This window comes from Enterobacter sp. ZOR0014, from assembly GCF_000798855.1.
Classification (GTDB): domain Bacteria; phylum Pseudomonadota; class Gammaproteobacteria; order Enterobacterales; family Enterobacteriaceae; genus Enterobacter; species Enterobacter kobei.
This window is the reverse complement of sequence record NZ_JTLF01000089.1, coordinates 1-17845: the sequence shown is the minus strand read 5'-3', so window position 1 is coordinate 17845 and position 17845 is coordinate 1. Positions and strand designations below refer to the sequence as shown.

At 56.6% G+C, this 17845-nt stretch carries 17 protein-coding genes; 7 read left to right on the top strand and 10 right to left on the bottom strand.

Going from position 1 to position 17845, the window contains the following annotated elements; translation table 11 throughout:
* Window positions 1-36: 36 nt before the first annotated feature.
* The 5 genes from L977_RS04075 to dapA all read right to left on the bottom strand — a co-directional run bounded on the left by L977_RS04075 (window position 37) and on the right by dapA (window position 5725).
* Window positions 37-1983: a tRNA(Met) cytidine acetyltransferase TmcA gene (locus tag L977_RS04075; RefSeq protein ID WP_047624902.1), complete on the bottom strand. Its 1947-nt coding sequence runs from the start codon at window positions 1981-1983 to the stop codon at window positions 37-39.
* Window positions 1983-2852, bottom strand: a complete 870-nt coding sequence (gene ypfJ / locus L977_RS04070) for a KPN_02809 family neutral zinc metallopeptidase (protein ID WP_014884764.1) — start codon at window positions 2850-2852, stop codon at window positions 1983-1985. The genes L977_RS04075 and ypfJ overlap by 1 nt, the downstream gene beginning before the upstream one ends.
* Before the next feature lie 120 nt (window positions 2853-2972).
* A complete protein-coding gene (gene purC / locus L977_RS04065) occupies window positions 2973-3686 on the bottom strand; it encodes a phosphoribosylaminoimidazolesuccinocarboxamide synthase (protein ID WP_008501631.1) in 714 nt (237 codons plus the stop codon).
* Window positions 3687-3795: 109 nt separating this feature from the next.
* The gene (gene bamC, locus L977_RS04060; RefSeq protein ID WP_014884765.1) at window positions 3796-4830 is read right to left on the bottom strand and encodes an outer membrane protein assembly factor BamC; all 1035 of its coding nucleotides are present in this window, start codon (window positions 4828-4830) and stop codon (window positions 3796-3798) included.
* A gap of 16 nt (window positions 4831-4846) precedes the next feature.
* The gene (gene dapA / locus L977_RS04055; RefSeq protein ID WP_014884766.1) at window positions 4847-5725 is read right to left on the bottom strand and encodes a 4-hydroxy-tetrahydrodipicolinate synthase; all 879 of its coding nucleotides are present in this window, start codon (window positions 5723-5725) and stop codon (window positions 4847-4849) included.
* 145 nt (window positions 5726-5870) lie between these two features.
* Between dapA and L977_RS04050 the strand changes: the two genes are divergently transcribed.
* Both L977_RS04050 and bcp read left to right on the top strand, forming a co-directional pair.
* Window positions 5871-6440, top strand: a complete 570-nt coding sequence (locus tag L977_RS04050; RefSeq protein ID WP_014884767.1) for a glycine cleavage system transcriptional repressor — start codon at window positions 5871-5873, stop codon at window positions 6438-6440.
* Window positions 6440-6910, top strand: coding sequence for a thioredoxin-dependent thiol peroxidase (gene bcp / locus L977_RS04045; protein WP_014884768.1), 471 nt, complete (start codon window positions 6440-6442; stop codon window positions 6908-6910). Before L977_RS04050 ends, bcp begins: the two co-directional genes overlap by 1 nt.
* 95 nt (window positions 6911-7005) lie before the next feature.
* Here the strand turns inward: bcp and L977_RS04040 are convergent, their stop codons facing one another.
* Window positions 7006-8070: an AI-2E family transporter gene (locus L977_RS04040; RefSeq protein ID WP_014884769.1), complete on the bottom strand. Its 1065-nt coding sequence runs from the start codon at window positions 8068-8070 to the stop codon at window positions 7006-7008.
* A 221-nt stretch (window positions 8071-8291) separates the two neighbouring features.
* Between L977_RS04040 and bepA the strand changes: the two genes are divergently transcribed.
* Together bepA and arsC are read left to right on the top strand one after the other, a co-directional pair.
* On the top strand, window positions 8292-9755 hold the full coding sequence (gene bepA / locus L977_RS04035; protein ID WP_014884770.1) for a beta-barrel assembly-enhancing protease: 1464 nt from the start codon (window positions 8292-8294) through the stop codon (window positions 9753-9755).
* Between the two features lie 13 nt (window positions 9756-9768).
* Window positions 9769-10125, top strand: coding sequence for an arsenate reductase (glutaredoxin) (gene arsC / locus L977_RS04030; protein ID WP_014884771.1), 357 nt, complete (start codon window positions 9769-9771; stop codon window positions 10123-10125).
* Here arsC and L977_RS04025 read toward each other — a convergent pair.
* Entirely contained in the window at window positions 10122-10946 is an 825-nt protein-coding gene (locus tag L977_RS04025) for a homeodomain-like domain protein (RefSeq protein ID WP_047624896.1), read from the bottom strand. The two genes, arsC and L977_RS04025, sit on opposite strands and share 4 nt — an antisense overlap.
* 146 nt (window positions 10947-11092) lie before the next feature.
* Between L977_RS04025 and celB the strand changes: the two genes are divergently transcribed.
* Genes celB through L977_RS04010 form a run of 3 tightly spaced genes read left to right on the top strand, consistent with a single transcriptional unit; the run spans window position 11093 to window position 14790 of the window.
* Window positions 11093-12412 (top strand): PTS cellobiose transporter subunit IIC, encoded by a 1320-nt coding sequence (gene celB, locus L977_RS04020; protein ID WP_023337590.1) that lies wholly within the window; start codon window positions 11093-11095, stop codon window positions 12410-12412.
* Between the two features lie 3 nt (window positions 12413-12415).
* Window positions 12416-13372, top strand: coding sequence for a N(4)-(beta-N-acetylglucosaminyl)-L-asparaginase (locus L977_RS04015; protein ID WP_032635886.1), 957 nt, complete (start codon window positions 12416-12418; stop codon window positions 13370-13372).
* Window positions 13372-14790, top strand: coding sequence for a leucyl aminopeptidase family protein (locus tag L977_RS04010; RefSeq protein WP_047624893.1), 1419 nt, complete (start codon window positions 13372-13374; stop codon window positions 14788-14790). Before L977_RS04015 ends, L977_RS04010 begins: the two co-directional genes overlap by 1 nt.
* Before the next feature lie 86 nt (window positions 14791-14876).
* Here L977_RS04010 and L977_RS04005 read toward each other — a convergent pair whose 3' ends face one another.
* The 3 genes from L977_RS04005 to upp all read right to left on the bottom strand — a co-directional run bounded on the left by L977_RS04005 (window position 14877) and on the right by upp (window position 17673).
* Window positions 14877-15578 (bottom strand): DnaA inactivator Hda, encoded by a 702-nt coding sequence (locus L977_RS04005; protein ID WP_213014348.1) that lies wholly within the window; start codon window positions 15576-15578, stop codon window positions 14877-14879.
* Window positions 15579-15673: 95 nt separating this feature from the next.
* Entirely contained in the window at window positions 15674-16963 is a 1290-nt protein-coding gene (uraA, locus tag L977_RS04000) for a uracil permease (RefSeq protein ID WP_014884776.1), read from the bottom strand.
* Window positions 16964-17046: 83 nt separating this feature from the next.
* Window positions 17047-17673 carry a uracil phosphoribosyltransferase gene (gene upp, locus L977_RS03995; RefSeq protein WP_008501641.1) on the bottom strand — a complete coding sequence of 209 codons (627 nt, stop codon included), beginning with the start codon at window positions 17671-17673 and terminating at the stop codon, window positions 17047-17049.
* Window positions 17674-17845 lie beyond the last annotated feature (172 nt).

Sequence of the window (17845 nt, the reverse complement as noted above, 5' to 3'; positions counted from 1 at the left end):
CTGCGGGGTAATGACCATGCCACTTTACTGAAGAAGTCATTGAAAAAATTGCCATTGCAAAATGTCTGCTTTCAACTGCTGACAGCGCGAATAATCAAGGCTCTCAAGCGCTTGCGCGGTTTCTTCGCGAAGCTTTGCCAGTAACGCTTTTCGCCCGACCGCTTCGCTTCTCCCCTCGATTTTCCCGCGCAGCGCCGGAAGCGACATATCTGTGGCTAACAGCAACCGCGTCAGCGCGGCTACCGAGGTTGAAAACGCCCGGTGCGCAAAAGCAAACCCCGCCAGCTCCAGCCAGTCGTCACTATTAAGGGTAGCTTCCCAGGCATCAGTCACCGGGATCTTTTCGCCATTCCAGGCCGACAGGACGCGCATATCGCGGCATAAACGCCGATGTGCCTGCATACACAGTTGATGCCCGGCTTCGCTCTGCGGCAGCAGCGCCATCGCCGTGTAACACCCGCTGCTGGCTTCCCGATGGCTGCCCATTCGCACCAGCACAAACCCGCACCGCTGCCAGAAACGCCACAGCTCGTCGGTATAACCAAAACTCACGGAGAGATAATCTTCACCGCTGGCGTTCAGGATCAGCCGCTGACCAATGCCTTCCCGCTGACGACGGGGATGAACCGCAATGCGGCTAATCCGTCGGCCTTTCAGCGTCGCCGCAAGAGGCGTTCCGCCGTGCGCCGCCAGCGACTGCGCCACAAGGTTCCCTCGTGGACGACGAGAGCCCGCCCACACCGCCCGGCTGAGTTCGGGGGACAATCCGCCCTCGTCCACCAGCCAGAGCGCGCCCGCAATATCAGCCCCCGCGTCCGCAACCGCAAAGTGCTGGCCGGGGGCGTCCATCATCCGGCGTAAATCGAGCGGTGAGGTCCGGTAGTGGGCAGCACAGAGCAGTTCATAAACGCTTGCCACTCGTGCCGGGTCGCTCTCCCACTCTTGTGGCTCCAGAGACCTTACAGACACCTCACCTTCCGGTTTGTGGTCGATAAGCGCATCGTCAAACAGCAGCGTATTCGCCACGATCCGTTCAAGCGGACATCCGGCCGCCCAGCGAATGGGGGTGGATAAGGTATAACGCTGCAGCCCACTGAACCGGGCGCAGAACTTCAGCAGAAATCCCCTGCCCGTCCCTTCGTAACCCTGAACCGTAGTGGTCAGTAATACGCGGGGAAAGCGTGTCACCAGCTTCTCCAGCAGCGGGCCTGGGATGGCTGCCGCTTCATCGACAATCAGCCAGTCGGCCTGCAGCGTGGAGTCCAGCAGCGCATCGGGTGCCATAAAGTGAAAACGCTCGCCCGCGAAACGCGCGATGACATCCGCTGCGCCTTTCGCCGGGGCCGTCACCACCGCACTCCCCTGGATGCTGCCCAGCAGCATCCCCGCCAGCGCTGACTTTCCGCGTCCGCGAGGTGCCGTCACGGCAGCGATGCCCGCAGGCATGACCAAAAGCGCGTCGAGGATCGCCGCCTGCTCACGCTGCGGCTCACCGCTGGCGGGCTGCCAGACGGGTAAATCTGGCGCAGCGGGAAGCGTCAGGGGATGATGCTGTTGCCAGACGATCGCATCCGTATCGGCGGCAAGCGTCCGGCAAAAATGGTGAACAAAGTGCGGGGTAGCGATCGGCTCTGCGCTGTCACTCCAGCGCACAGAATCGCTGTCTGGCCTGTCGGCCCAGCCAGAGAACGGTGGTACTCGCAGTACGAGGAGGCTCCCGGCGCGCAACGTTCCGCTGAGTGCGGCGAAGGCGGAGACGTCAAACCCGGCATGCGCGTCAAACACAGCATGCAGGTATTCGCGTCCCAACAGTCCGCCGATGGCTTTAGACGGGTTTTCATTCAGCCACAGCCAGTCTCCCGGTAAAGCATCACGCAGGGCGGTGGCCTGCCTCAGCGTCCACGGCTCATCGCCCGTGAGCACCACCAGACGGCGGTGCCCGGTTCGCTCAAGCTCGCGTATCAGATGTGCAAACGACACCATCACATGGCTTTGCCGAAGGTATTACACTGGGCAGGATCACCGCTGTCAAAACCGCGTTTAAACCAGCTGTAACGCTGTTGCGACGTACCGTGAGTGAAGCTGTCCGGTACGACGCGTCCCTGGCTTTGCTGCTGAAGACGGTCATCGCCGATGGCCTGCGCCGCGTTTAATGCCTCTTCAAGATCGCCGGATTCCAGTACGCCCTGCTGCTGCATGCTGTGCCCCCAGACGCCTGCGAAGCAGTCCGCCTGCAGTTCCATCTTGACGGAAAGACGATTCACTTCAGCCTGAGACGCATTTTGCTGTAGCTGACGCACTTTTGGCTCAATGCCCAGCAGCTTCTGCACATGGTGCCCGACTTCATGCGCGATCACGTAGCCCTGGGCAAAATCACCGTCAGCGCCAAGCTTGCGTTTCATGTCATCGTAAAAAGAGAGATCGATATAGACGGTGCCATCTGCCGGGCAGTAGAACGGCCCCATCACAGATTGACCGGTACCACATCCGGTACGGGTTGCGCCCCGGTACATCACCAGTTTCGGCTGCTGATAGGTGCGCCCCATCTTCTCGAACTGCTGACCCCATGTATCTTCAGTGGTCGCGAGAATAACGGAGGTAAATTTGGCCGCTTCATCTTCGTTCGGGCTGATGGAGCGCGGAGACTGTGGTTGCTGTTGCAGCGGCTGACCGGTCATCAAACCGGTGAGGTCGACCCCGTAATAGCCAGCGACCAGCACCACAATCAGCAGGATGATACCGCCCTTGCCGCTGGGTAGCCGAAAGCCGGGTCCCCCCATTGAAGGACCGCCGCCGCCATCACTGCGCCTGTCTTCTACATTGTCACTTTCACGACGCCCTTGCCAGCGCATAACCACCTCGAACTATTCCATTAATAATAGCTATGATCGTAGGCGGTTAACGGCAAGATTACCATAGGAAACAAAGGTAAGACGCCAAAGGATGAAAACATCCTTTGGCAAGTGAGGGAGTTAGTCGAGCTTAACGCCTAAACGGTGAGCAACCGCTTCATAGGCTTCAATCAGGCCACCCAGGCTCTGACGGAAACGGTCTTTGTCCATTTTATCCAGGGTTTCTTTGTCCCACAGGCGGCTACCGTCCGGGGAGAACTCATCACCCAGCACCACTTCGCCTTTGAACAGACCGAACTCCAGCTTGAAGTCGACGAGGATCAGGCCCGCATCGTCAAACAGCTTTTTCAGCACGTCGTTGGCTTTGTAGGTCAGCTCTTTCATGCGCGCCAGGTTCTCTTTATTGACCCAGCCGAAGGTTTCGCAGTAGGAATCATTGACCATCGGATCGTGCATGGCATCGTTTTTCAGGAACAGGTCGAACAGCGGTGGATTCAGTTCGATACCTTCTTCAATACCCAGACGCTTCACCAGGGAGCCCGCTGCACGGTTACGAATAACGCACTCAACCGGAACCATATCCAGTTTTTTCACCAGACATTCCGTATCGGACAGCAACGCTTCCATCTGAGTCGGGATACCCGCTTCGGCCAGTTTGGTCATAATGAAGTGGTTGAACTTGTTGTTCACCATGCCTTTACGATCGAACTGCTCAATGCGCGCGCCATCCCCTGCTGACGTATCATTGCGGAACTCGAGCACCAACAGATCCGGGTTTTCCGTGCTGTATACGGTCTTCGCTTTGCCACGATACAACTCAGCTTGCTTCTGCATCTTCATTACTCCTGGTGTGATGATTTGTGTTCAAAACTGGGCATATTATGCCACGCACACGTTTGCGTAGCACGAAAATAAAAAGGGCGGGATTAACCCGCCCTCGTATTTATTTGCTGAATGCTGCCTGGAAGACAGCGACCAGCGCATCGTTCTGCGACTGGGTCAGCGTGTGACCTTTTGGATCGATAAACTGCAGACTACTGCGGTTATCAAGGTCGCCTACCTGAATCTTGTAATCACCGGAGGCAAGCTGAGGATCTTTGGCGCCCAGTTCCAGCCATGCACTGTCGGACAGTGGCTTATAGGTTGCCGTCATGCTACCGGTTGAACGGGTGCTGTCGGTCACTTTCATGCCCACTTTTTCCAGCGTCGCTGGCAGACGCTGCCAGGTCTGGTTAAACGGTGCACGCACCACCAGCATTGGCAGACCGGTATCGTCCGCACCGCTCTGAACGTCGAAGGTGACGCCGTTACGGCTCTGCGCCGCATTTGCGGCATCAGTCGCAGTCTTATCCAGACCCGCTGCAATCACGTTCAGCATTTCAGTGCTGTAACGCTGCAGGGAGGCGGCATCCGCAACCGGTTTGCCCGCCTGCTCCAGGTTTAACAGCTTAACGTTAACCGCCTGCTGATAACCCTGTGGTTTAACGGAGACTTGATAACGTCCACGGTACTGCTGATCTTCATCCAGGCGGTTCCACTCGATCCAGTCGGTGGTTAAGGTCTGGCTGGCGTCATCGCGTTTATCAATGGTGTAGTTCTTCGCCTGAATAACGCTCACCACCTGTGGCCACAGATTGCTTCCGCGCGCGCTTTCAACCAGCAGAGACGCCGTATCACCGGTGAACTGGGTACGCGCTCCGCTGACCAGCGCCAGAGGCTGAGCTGGTGGACGAATATCAAGCGCTTTACCCACCAGACCACTGCCATTGGTGACGGGGATATTATAATCGCCGTTCTGAATCGGCAGGATCATACCAGCCGGTGCATGAAGTTCAGCAAGCGGGGTCGCATCCAGATAGGATTCATCACCGCTCACCTGGCGCTTGTAGCGCGAGTCTGAACTACAGGCAGCGAGCAGCATAACAAGCGAAACACTCGCAACCTTCGCCAGGCGCGACTTCTGTACTGAATAAGCCATCAAATCTCCCTAAACTTTACAGCAAACCGGCATGCTTCAGCGCTGCCCTGACGATGTCGCGACCGTGGTCGGTAATCGGTGTCATTGGCAAACGCAGCGTATCGGATGCTACAAGTCCCAACTCCTTACACGCCCATTTCACGGGGATCGGATTGGGTTCGACAAATAATTTATTGTGCAGCGGCATCAGGCGCTGGTTAATGACGCGTGCCTCATCAAAGTGACCGGCTGCGGCCAGTTTGCACATTTCAGCCATATCGCGCGCCGCAACGTTTGACGTTACGGAGATCACGCCATGACCACCGAGCTGCATAAAGTCCAGCGCGGTCGCATCATCACCACTCAACAGGATAAAGTCGTCTGAAACCAGCTCTTTGATCTGATGAACGCGGCTTAAGTTCCCTGTCGCCTCTTTAATACCGATAATATTTTTTACTTCCGAGAGACGACCAACGGTTTCCGGCAGCATATCGCAGCCAGTACGGGACGGCACATTATACAGAATTTGTGGCAAGTCAGTATGTTCAGCGATGGCTTTGAAGTGCTGGAACAAACCTTCCTGGGTAGGACGGTTGTAATAAGGGGTCACCGTCAGACAGCCTACGATGCCGCTGTCATTAAAACGTTTGGTCAGGCTGATCGCTTCTGCGGTTGCATTAGCGCCTGTCCCCGCGATGACCGGAATACGTCCGTCAGCCAGCTCCAGGGTCAGCATAACCACATCGCCATGCTCTTCGTGGCTCAGCGTTGCAGATTCACCGGTAGTCCCTACCGAAACGATCGCCGAGGTTCCATTGGCGACATGGTAATCAATCAGCTTCTTCATGCTAGACCGGCAGACGTTACCTTTTTCATCCATCGGTGTTACAAGCGCGACAATACTTCCCGTGAACATGAGCCATCCTCTGTGCGAACAAGAGCCTCAATGGTACGTTTGGAACTGTAATAAAAGCAAGCGACCTGAGGCCCTCAGGCGGTTGTATGCATGTTTTTTTTATGCTTTCCTTAGGAAGACTTAACCATGCAAAGGAAGAACAGGTTTGACAACCTCATCACAACATTACCTGGTTATCACTGCGCTGGGTGCCGACAGGCCGGGTATCGTGAACACCATCACCCGTCACGTGAGCAGCTGCGGCTGTAATATCGAAGACAGCCGTCTGGCAATGCTCGGCGAAGAGTTCACGTTTATCATGCTGCTGTCCGGAACATGGAATGCCATTACCCTTATTGAATCCACCCTGCCGTTGAAAGGCGCGGAGCTGGATTTGCTGATCGTGATGAAACGCACTACCGCGCGCCCGCGCCCGGCCATGCCCGCTACCGTCTGGGTGCAGGTTGAAGTCACTGATTCCCCGCATCTGATCGAGCGTTTTACCGCGCTGTTCGACAGCCATCAGATGAACATTGCCGAGCTCGTTTCCCGCACGCAACCGGGCGACGAGAGCACCGTTCCCACGCTCTTTATTCAAATCACTGCACACAGCCCTGCCTCACAGGATGCGTCAAATATCGAGCAAGCGTTCAAAGCCCTCTGTACAGAATTAAACGCGCAGGGCAGTATAAGCGTCGTCAATTATTCGCAGCACGAACAGGATGGAGTTGAGTAATGAATCCACTGAAAGCCGGTGACATCGCACCGAAATTTAGCTTACCGGATCAAGACGGTGAGCAAGTAAATTTGACCGACTTCCAGGGACAGCGTGTTCTGGTCTATTTCTACCCGAAAGCCATGACCCCCGGCTGCACCGTACAGGCCTGCGGCTTACGCGATAACATGGACGACTTGAAAAAAGTCGGTGTGGAAGTGCTGGGTATCAGCACCGATAAACCAGAAAAGCTGTCACGATTTGCGGAAAAAGAGCTGCTTAACTTTACGCTCCTTTCCGACGAAGACCACCAGGTTTGCGAGCAGTTTGGCGTCTGGGGTGAGAAAACGTTTATGGGTAAAACCTATGACGGCATTCACCGCATCAGCTTCCTGATTGACGCTGACGGTAAAGTTGAACATGTGTTTGACGACTTCAAAACCAGTAATCACCACGACGTAGTGTTGAACTGGCTGAAAGCAAACGCCTGATCAATAGCAAAAAGGCAACGTCAGTTGCCTTTTTTAATGTTTGCTCCCTCTCCCGTGGGAGAGGGTTGGGGTGAGGGCATCAGCCCGCACAAAATCTACTTCTCTTCCACCGCCGGTACATCCGGCCATGCGTGCACCACCGCTTTAATCAGCGTGGCCAGCGGAATCGCAAAGAACACGCCCCAGAACCCCCACAGCCCGCCGAAAATTACCACGGATAAGATAATCACCAGCGGATGCAGGTTTACCGCTTCGGAGAACAGCACCGGTACCAGCAGGTTCCCGTCAAGCCCCTGAATAATCAGGTACACCGCGAAGCAGCTCCAGAACTCCGTTCCCAGACCAAACTGGAACAGCGCGACGCCCACCACCGGAATGGTAACCACAAACGCGCCGATGTACGGAATCAGGACCGAGAATCCCACCAGCACGGCCAGCAGCAGCGAGTAGTTGAGGCCGAAGATCACGAAACCAATCCAGGTTGCTACCCCCACCACCATCATCTCCAGCACCTTGCCGCGAATGTAGTTAGTGATCTGCTGGTTCATCTCTTCCCAGACCTGCCCCGCCAGCCCGCGGTTGCGCGGCAAAATACGCCGCACGGCGTTAAGCATCTGGTCTTTATCTTTGACCAGGAAGAAAACCATCAGCGGCACGAGCACGAGGTAAACGGCCAGAGTGAGCAGCCCCACCAGTGAGGCCAGCGAATATTTCACCACCGAGTCGCCCATCGTCATGATGCGGGCACGCATGTTTTCCGCCATCGCGTCGATGATACCGGCGTCCATCAACGCGGGATAACGGCGCGGCAGGGTGGCGGCGAAATCAGAGAGCTTATTCAACATGCCGGGCATATCGCGGATCAGGTAGATCCCCTGCTGCCAGGCCACGGGCATCACCACGAAGGCCATCAACAGCAGAATGCCGACAAACAGCACCAGGACGATGCTTGCCGCCCAGCGACGAGAACAACCGATATGTTCCAGGCGCGCCGTTGGCCACTCCAGCAGATACGCCAGCACAATCGCCACCAGCAGAGGCGCGAGAAGGCCGCTGAAGAAGAACAGAATACCGAATCCGGCAACCAGAATAACCAACAAAGCAATGGCTTCCGGGTCACTGAACCGACGCCGGTACCACTGCATTAACATTTCGAGCATACAACCCTTCCCTGAATCGAATGGCGGGAGTGAGACGGTGAATTGTATCTAACTGTCACAAAAAAGACTTTCGCTTTTTGTATCCCTGTCACAATCCGCAAAAGCCTGATGAATGGGATTTTCTTCATGCTGTAACACAGCTACACTCGCAGGGCAGCAGAGATGAACGATATGGCGGTTCATCGGTCAAATTAGCACATCCAACATACAGGACAGTGGTTATGTTCAGGCAGTTGAGAAAAACACTGGTTGCAACACTGATTGCCGCAGTGACGGTCGGTCAGGTGTTGCCCGCTTTCGCTGACTCGTCCGACTCATTGCCGGACATGGGCACCACAGCAGGAAGCACGCTCTCTATCGGGCAAGAGATGCAAATGGGCGATTACTATGTTCGCCAGCTGCGCGGCAGCGCCCCGCTGATTAACGATCCTTTGCTGGTACAGTATATTAACGGGCTGGGGATGCGTCTGGTGGCGCACGCCGACTCGGTCAAAACGCCCTTCCATTTCTATTTAATCAATAACGACGAAATTAACGCCTTCGCCTTCTTTGGCGGGAACGTGGTGCTGCATTCGGCATTATTTCGCTACTCTGACAACGAAAGCCAGCTGGCTTCAGTGATGGCGCACGAAATTTCACACGTCACCCAGCGCCACCTGGCGCGTGCAATGGAAGACCAGAAGCGCAATGCCCCGCTCACCTGGGTGGGCGCGCTGGGTTCTATTCTGCTCGCAATGGCCAGCCCACAGGCGGGGATGGCGGCACTGACCGGTACGCTGGCCGGAACGCGTCAGGGGATGATCAGCTTCACCCAGCAAAACGAACAGGAAGCGGACCGTATCGGCATTCAGGTTTTACAGCGTTCGGGCTTTGACCCGCAGGCCATGCCGAGCTTCCTGGAAAAACTGCTCGATCAGGCACGTTACTCTTCCCGTCCCCCGGAAATTTTACTCACCCACCCGTTACCGGAAAGCCGTTTGTCGGATGCACGTAACCGTGCCAACCAGATGCGCCCGGTCGTCGTGCAGTCGTCTCAGGACTTCTACATGGCGAAAGTGCGAACGCTCGGCATGTACAACTCCGGGCGTAACCAGCTTACCAGCGATCTGCTGGACACCCTGGCGAAAGGCAATGTGCGTGAAAAAAACGCCGCGCAGTATGGCCAGGCATTACAGGCGATGGAAGCCAGCAAATACGACGACGCGCGTAAAGCGCTGCAGCCCCTGCTGGCCGCAGATCCGAATAACCCATGGTATCTCGATCTCTCGACGGATATCGATCTGGGGCAGAAGAAAACCACCGATGCGATTAACCGCCTGAAAGGGGCGAAAGACATACGCACCAACCCGGTGCTACAGCTTAACCTTGCTAACGCTTACCTACAGGGCGGTCAGCCAGCGGAGGCTGTGACCATCCTGAACCGCTATACCTTTAACAATAAAGATGACCAGAACGGCTGGGAATTGCTCGCCCAGGCCCAGGGGCAACTGGGTAACCGCGATCAGGAGCTGGCCGCGCGTGCTGAAGGCCTGGCACTGGCGGGTCGCCTCGATCAGGCGATTTCCTTGTTGAGCAGTGCCAGCTCGCAGGTCAAACTCGGCAGCCTGCAACAGGCCCGCTACGACGCGCGTATCGACCAACTGCGTAGTCTGCAACAACGCTTTAAGCCGTACGAGAAGATGTAACCAAGGAGAAGTCATGACAGACGCGGTAAAAATTTATCATAACCCTCGCTGCTCCAAGAGCCGCGACACGCTCAGCCTGCTGAAGTCTAACGGTATCGACCCTGACGTGGTGTTGTATCTCGACACACCGCCGGACGCGCAGACGCTTCGTCAGCTGCTGCACATGCTGGGAATGGGCAGCGCGCGCGAACTGATGCGCCAGAAAGAGGATCTGTATAAGTCACTGAATCTGGACGACACGTACCTCAGCGAAGACCAGCTCCTTCAGGCGATGATTGACAATCCAAAGCTGATTGAGCGACCGATTGTGGTGGCAAACGGTAAAGCACGCATCGGCCGTCCGCCGGAAGATGTCCTCGACATCCTCTAGTCCTTACGCCGCAGCGCTTCCAGAAACGCCTGCGGCGTACTTTCTCCCAGCTTTTTCTGCGTTTTACCCCGGTTATAAAACTCGCATAGCGTGATAACAACCTCTCCAGCCGGTTCATCATTCACTCGCGGAATAATATCCCGGAGCGGTAGCGCCACCTGCAGCGCATTGTGCTTGTGTGGATGAGCGTTAACAACAACGTCTTGTGCAGGCAGCGTCGGTTCAAAACCGAAAGTCTCAAGAAATTGTATATCAGCAGGGCAGGCTTCCAGCAGCGCGCGCGTCCAGGTCATGAGCAACTGCGGTGAAAGACCCGCATAGAGCCGGGCATAACACCAGCCGCTCACCGGTTCGCGCGCCCAGAGCAGGTGTTGTTCGCCCCCATCATCCATATGCAGCGACAAAGGCTGATGATACAGCAGCAGCGTATGCGGCCTGATGCCAGCTTTCAGCGCTTTTTTTCCCTGCAACGAAGCCCCTTTTTGTTTCGCGGGTGCCGGTTTGAGATAGCGACTCAGCGTTGCCCGTGAGACGGGGATGCCCAGGATGTCGTTAACTATCTGCAGCAATTCATCTAATGGCGCACCTGATATGTCGCGCAGAGCATTAACCAGTGCAACCTGCTCTTGTCTCAGTGCTTTGTGTATCACTTTTGGCGTAGTGTGGTTATCCGAAACCCGATCGCGGTTGCGCCAGCGCCTGACGGTGGTGACCGAGATCCCCAGCTCAACGGCCAGTTCCCGGTCGCTTTTATCAGACTGCTGAAGGTAGCGGCGGATGCGCGGCGTGGTGGTGGCATTGGCGTGCAGTTTGATTTCCATTCCAATCCTCCTGAAACCAATCTTATGAGATTTATATTATACAAGCGATTGCTTTGTGACCGATTTCACCTTTCGCTCACCGCGCTTCACTGATAATCCACAGACATAACATAAACAACACCCCTCAATCTTGTACGGAGTTCACAATGAACAATGTTCTGGGATTTCTTGAAGCAAAACTGATGCCGCTGGCGGCGAAAACGGCCCAGCAGCGCCATCTCGGGGCCATTCGTGGTGCCTACGTTTCATTCATGCCATTTATCATCGTCGGCTCCATTCTGCTCGTCATCTCGTCGTTCCCGAATCAAACCTATCAGCAGTTTATGTCTCAGGCCTTTGGTGAGAGCTGGAGCGCGATTATCGAAATTCCGTTCAATGCGGTCTTCTCCACCATGTCGCTGTTTATCAGCTTCCTGGTCGCCTTCCGCCTGGCCGAACACTATGGCGAGGACCGTATCTCCTGCGGCATCCTGGCATTGGTCGCATTTTTAATCCTGACGCCGTTTATCAAAGTGGCGGAAAACGGCGGCATTACCGTCATACCGGTAGAGTGGATTGGCAGCAAGGGGCTGTTTGTGGCGATGATCGGTTCGCTGCTATGGACGGAACTGTTCTGCTGGCTGAAGCGCAAAAATCTGGTCATTAAAATGCCGGACGGCGTGCCGCCTGCGGTGCAGGAGTCCTTCGCGGCGCTGATCCCGGCCCTGCTGGTCATGATACTGGTGCTGGGTATCCGCATCATCTTCGAAAATACCCACTACAACACCATCCATCAGTTCATTTACGAGGTGGTCGCCACGCCGGTACGCCACTACGGCACCTCTTACTTTGGCGCGCTGATGACCGTATTCAGCATCACCATTCTCTGGTCAGTGGGGATTAACTCCGGCTCGATGATCAACGGCATCATTCGTCCGCTGTGGATGGAAAACCAGACCGATAACATCGCCGCCATTCAGGCGGGCACGACGCCGCCGCACATTATTACTGAACAGTTTTTTGACATGATCTGGATGGGGGGGGCGGGTGCCACGCTGTCGCTGGTGATTGCGATGCTGATTTTCGCCCGCAGTAAAAACATGCGCGAAGTGGCGCGCCTCGGCGCGGGGGCGTCGGTGTTTAACATTAACGAGCCGATCCTGTTTGGCCTGCCGGTGATCATGAACCCGATCATGCTTATTCCGTTCAACCTGGTGCCGCTGGTGCTGGTTACCGTGCAGTATGCGGCGATGAAAATTGGCGCGGTCGCCGTCACCACCGGGGTGTTTATCCCCTGGACGCTGCCACCGGTCATCAGCGGTTTTATCGTTACCGGGCACCTGAGCGGCAGCGTGATGCAGCTTATCAACCTGCTGATTGGCGCCATGTTGTACCTGCCTTTCATGCGTATCGTGGACAAACAGTACCGTGCTGCGGAGCTGAGCACGGTCACGCAAACTGACACCACCCTTGCAAAACAGGAGTAAAGCATGTGGGGAATTATCGCAACCTGGCGAATGGCGCTTGAAGGCGTAACGGAATCTGCATCTGCCCTGGCGGCGGGAAAACCGGTCTCAGCAGCGGTGGTGGATGCCGTCGCTGCCGTGGAAGACTTCCCGCTGTATAAATCCGTCGGCTATGGCGGGCTGCCTACCGAAAACGGCGAAGTCGAGCTGGATGCGGCGTACATGGACGGCGACACGCTGGCGTTCGGTGCCGTAGGAAATCTGGTGGATATCGCCAATCCGGTGCGCGTGGCGCACGCGCTGAGCCGCCAGCGCTACAACAGCCTGCTGGTCGGCCAGGGCGCACGTGAATGGGCACTGAGCCAGGGCTTTGCCGACAAAACCATGCTCACGGAGCGCGCCATCCAGCACTACCGCAAGCGCTGCCGCGAGACGCTGGATAAAGGCTTAAGCCCGTACGACGGACACGATACCGTCGGCATTATCGGTCTTGATAAGCAGGGTTCCATGAGCGTCGCCACCTCCACCAGCGGCCTGTTTATGAAAAAACGCGGCCGCATTGGGGATTCCCCTATTATCGGCTCCGGCTTTTACTGCGACAGCGAGACCGGTGCCGCTACCGCCACGGGCGTCGGTGAAGATCTGATGAAAGGCTGCACCAGCTACGAAATCGTTCGCCGGATGGCGCAAGGTATGTCGCCGCAGCAGGCCGCAGATTCAGTGGTGTTCGAGCTGGAAGATAAGCTGATGTCGCGCTTCGGTCGCGCGGGCGATCTCTCCGTGGTGTGCATGAATAACAAGGGCGAGTTCGGCGCCGCGACGAATATCAAAACCTTTTCGTTTGTGGTGGCGACGGCTCGACAGCCTCTCACCGTTTATCGCACAGAGCGTCTGCGGGAAAAAACGCATTATCACGCGGTAGACGATGAATGGATGCAGGCCTATGCCGCGCGGATCCGCGCCCCGATTGAGGAGTCATGATGATTACATATCAACTCATTACCGCACTTTCCGACGCAAAGCCGCAAAGCCATTTCATCGCCCGCACCGCCTGTGCGCATTTGCCGCAAACTGCGCTTATCGCGGAAATGCGCGAGTCCAGCGGCATCGCTGACGCCCGCTTTGGCTGCGCCCCTTTTGCCCGGATCACGCTGCTCCCCGATGCGCTCTGGCACGATAGCCTGACAGAAGGATTGCTCACGGCGCTGCGCCCGCTGCTGGCCTCACCCGTGAGTCCCGATGTGATGCTGGACGTGACAAATATCGACGACGTCGTGCTGGCGCAAGTGCTGCGTTTTCTCTTTAATCAGGCGCACCGGCTGAGCGATTTGCAGCTAAAGAAAACCGACGATGACGTCCGTATTGCGCATATCACCGCCCTCTGCCTGCCGGAACAACAGGCGAAGCTGGAGGGTGTTTTCCGCCAGCAGCAGTCTATCGCGCACGGCATGGTCGCGGCACGACGTCTGGCGGATATCCCCTCTGACCGGTGTACGCCGCAGTTTGTGGTAGAAGAGGCACTAAAGCTCTGCGCCCTCTTCCCCGCCCTGCGCTGCGAAGTGCTCAACGAAAAAGAGATTGTTGAGCACGGCCTGGGTCTACTGCACGCCGTCGGCAAAGGAGCCACCTGCCCGCCACGTCTGCTGGCGATGCATTATGATGGCACTCACGACGGCCCGGTGCGCTGTTATGTGGGAAAAGGCATCACCTTTGATACCGGCGGTCTGTGGCTGAAAGAAGGTGCGGGCATGTACACCATGAAATATGACATGTGCGGGGCGGCTAACGTGCTGGGGCTGATGCTCACCGTGGCAGAGCTGGGATTACCCGTACGCATCATGGGCGTGCTGGCGCTGGCAGAAAATGCCATCGGCCCGGACGCCATGCAGCCCGGCACGGTGGCCACAGCCTGCAACGGCACCACGGTTGAAATCAACAATACCGATGCTGAAGGTCGACTGGTGCTGGCGGATGCCATCGCCTGGGCCAGCCAGCGGCATCCGCAGGCGCGCTATATTATTGATATGGCGACCTTAACCGGTGCAGTCGTGAAGGCGCTGGGGTATGAGCTAAGCGGGCTAATGACGCAGGATGAACCGCTGCGCAGTGCGCTGACGCAGGCAGGGAAACAGAGTGGCGACGAAGTGTGGTCCCTGCCGCTGGATGCGCGGTTGAAAAAGCAGACCGACAGCGCCATCGCCGATCTGTGCAACACGCCAACCAACAATGCGGCGATAAGCGCCTCGGCGGCGTGGTTGCTGCATCACTTCTGCCCGCCAACCATTCCGTGGGCGCATCTGGATATCAGCGGCACGGCGCTGTGGCGTGAAGGTGGACGGAGCGTGGCATCAGGACGGCCGATTCCACTTCTGGTAGAGCATCTGTTGGAGGATCTTTAGCCCGGTGGCGCTACGCTTACCGGGCCTACAAAGTCCTTCTCACCCTTGTAGGCCGGGTAAGGCGCAGCCGCCACCCGGCAAAAAACTCAAAGCTTAAGGATATCTTTCACAAACGGAATGGTCAGCTTGCGCTGGGCGGTAATGGAAGCGCGGTCGAGCTGATCGAGCGTATCGAACAGGGTGCGCATTTCCCTGTCCAGGCGCTTGAGCAGGAAACGGCCCACGTCTTCCGGCAGCTCAAAGCCACGCTGCTTTGCGCGCAGCTGTAATGCCTGAAGCTTATCTTCATCCGACAGCGGCTGGAGCTTGTAGATTTGCCCCCAGTCCAGACGTGACGCCAGATCCGGCAACCCAAGATTGAGCTGGCGCGGTGGACGATCGCCGGTGATCAGCAGTCGGGTTTTGCCCGACTCCAGAATGCGGTTATAGAGGTTAAAGATCGCCATTTCCCACGGCTCATCCCCCGCCACGCATTCGATATTATCGATGCAGACCAGGGAGAGATGTTCCATTCCCTCCAGCACGTCAGGCACGAACCAGGTACGTTTATCCAGCGGCACATAGCCTACCGCATCACCGCGCGCCGAAAGCTCCGCGCAGGCGGCATGCAACAGGTGGCTGCGCCCCGCGCCTTCGCGTGACCAGATATAGATGTATCCGCTGTGCTCCTGGCGCAGCACGTTTTGCAGTGCAGCCAGTAAAGAGGGGTTATCACCCGGCCAGAAACTCGCAAAAGTTTCATCGTCAGGGAGATAGAGTGGCAGAGAGAGCTGTGCCGGTCCGTTCAGAAGTACCTCAACCAGATCTTACGTAAAATCGGAACGGAGTTTAACACGGAACCTGCAAGGAGAGAACCGGGCGGATCGTCCACCCGGTTAAAGGATCAATGTGGCGCTTTTTCGCTTTCGTCAGCGTCCAGGACCACCTCTTCCGGGCGGATCACCGAGATCAGCTTGAAAATCAGGCTCAGGCCCACGCCGACGATGGTCGCCAGCGCCATGCCTTTCAGCTCGGCCGCACCGATGTGCACCTTCGCACCGCTCACGCCGATAATCAGAATGACCGAGGTGAGGATCAGGTTCTGCGCTTTGCTGTAATCCACTTTCGATTCAATCAGCACGCGAATCCCGGAGGCACCGATTACCCCGTACAGCAGCAGCGAGACGCCGCCCATGACCGGCACCGGGATGATCTGAATCGCTGCCGCCAGCTTACCCACGCAGGAGAGCAGAATGGCAATAATCGCCGCGCCGCCAATAACCCAGGTGCTGTAGACGCGGGTGATTGCCATCACGCCGATGTTCTCACCGTACGTGGTGTTTGGCGTGGATCCGAAGAAACCGGAGATGATGGTGGAGAAACCGTTCGCAAACATGGAGCGGTGCAGACCCGGGTCGCGGATTAAATCACGCTTTACGATGTTCGCCGTTACCACCAGGTGGCCGACGTGCTCCGCAATCACGACCAGTGCGGCGGGCAGAATGGTGAAGATAGCAAACCACTCGAAGCGCGGGGTGTAGAAGGTTGGCAGCGCGAACCAGTGCGCCTCGGCAATCGGTGTGGTATCCACCACGCCCATCACGAAGGAGAGCGCATAGCCCGCCAGCACGCCGATCAGGATCGGGATAATCGCCATAAAGCCGCGGAACAGCACGGAGCCAAACACCGTCACGCCCAGCGTCACCATCGAGATAATGATGGTTTTAGAATCCGGCGATTGCCCGTCCGCAGGCAGCAGACCGGCCATATTCGCCGCCACGCCCGCCAGTTCGAGACCGATGACGGCAACGATTGCGCCCATCGCCGCAGGGGGGAACATCACGTCCAGCCAGCCGGTACCGGCTTTCTTCACAATGAAGGAGACCAGGCAGAACAGTACGCCACACATGATAAAGCCGCCCAGCGCCACTTCATAACCCAGCGGCAGCAGCAATAGCACCGGAGAGATAAAGGCGAAGCTCGACCCGAGATACGCCGGGATTTTGCCTTTACAGATAAAGAGGTACAGCAGCGTACCGATGCCGTTGAACAGCAGCACGGTAGCCGGGTTAATGTGAAACAGGATTGGCACCAGCACGGTTGCGCCAAACATGGCGAACAGGTGCTGCAAACTAAGCGGGATAGTCTGTAAAAGCGGCGGTCTTTCACTCACCCCGATAGCACGGCGCGTCATAGTGTTTTCCTCTGAGTTTTGTTGTTGGTGTTTTATTCAAAAAAAAGCCGACTATCAAAGTCGGCTTTTTTATCGTTATTCGATTATTTCGTACCAAAGATCTTATCGCCGGCATCGCCGAGCCCCGGGATGATGTATCCGTGCTCGTTAAGACCCTGGTCGATAGAGGCGGTGTACAGCTCAACGTCCGGGTGCGCTTTTTCCAGCGCCGCGATCCCTTCCGGTGCCGCAACGAGTACCAGCACCTTAATGCTGCTGCAGCCCGCTTTTTTCAGCAGGTCGATGGTGGCGATCATTGAACCGCCGGTCGCCAGCATAGGGTCAACCACCAGCGCCATACGTTCGTCGATGTTGGACACCAGCTTCTGGAAGTAAGGAACCGGCTCCAGCGTCTCTTCATTACGGTAGATACCGACCACGCTGATGCGCGCGCTTGGTACGTGCTCCAGCACGCCTTCCATCATACCCAGACCGGCACGCAGGATAGGCACGACGGTAATTTTCTTCCCTTTGATCTGCTCAACCTGCACCGGGCCGTTCCAGCCTTCGATGGTGACTTTTTCCGTTTCCAGATCAGAGGTTGCTTCGTAGGTCAGCAGGCTGCCCACTTCAGAAGCCAGTTCGCGAAAACGCTTCGTGCTGATGTCATGCTCACGCATCAGGCCCAACTTGTGTTTAACGAGTGGGTGTTTCACTTCCACAATCTTCATTCTCTTTCTCCTCTGAGGTGGCATCCGCAAAAAAATCGCGGGATTATACCGCTTTTTTCGGATTGCGCCATACCCATCTTGCTTGACATATGTCAATCAAAGACAAAAAAGCCGGAGGCTGGGCTCCGGCTTGGGTGCGGGTATCTGCCGGGTGGCGCTAACGCTTACCGGG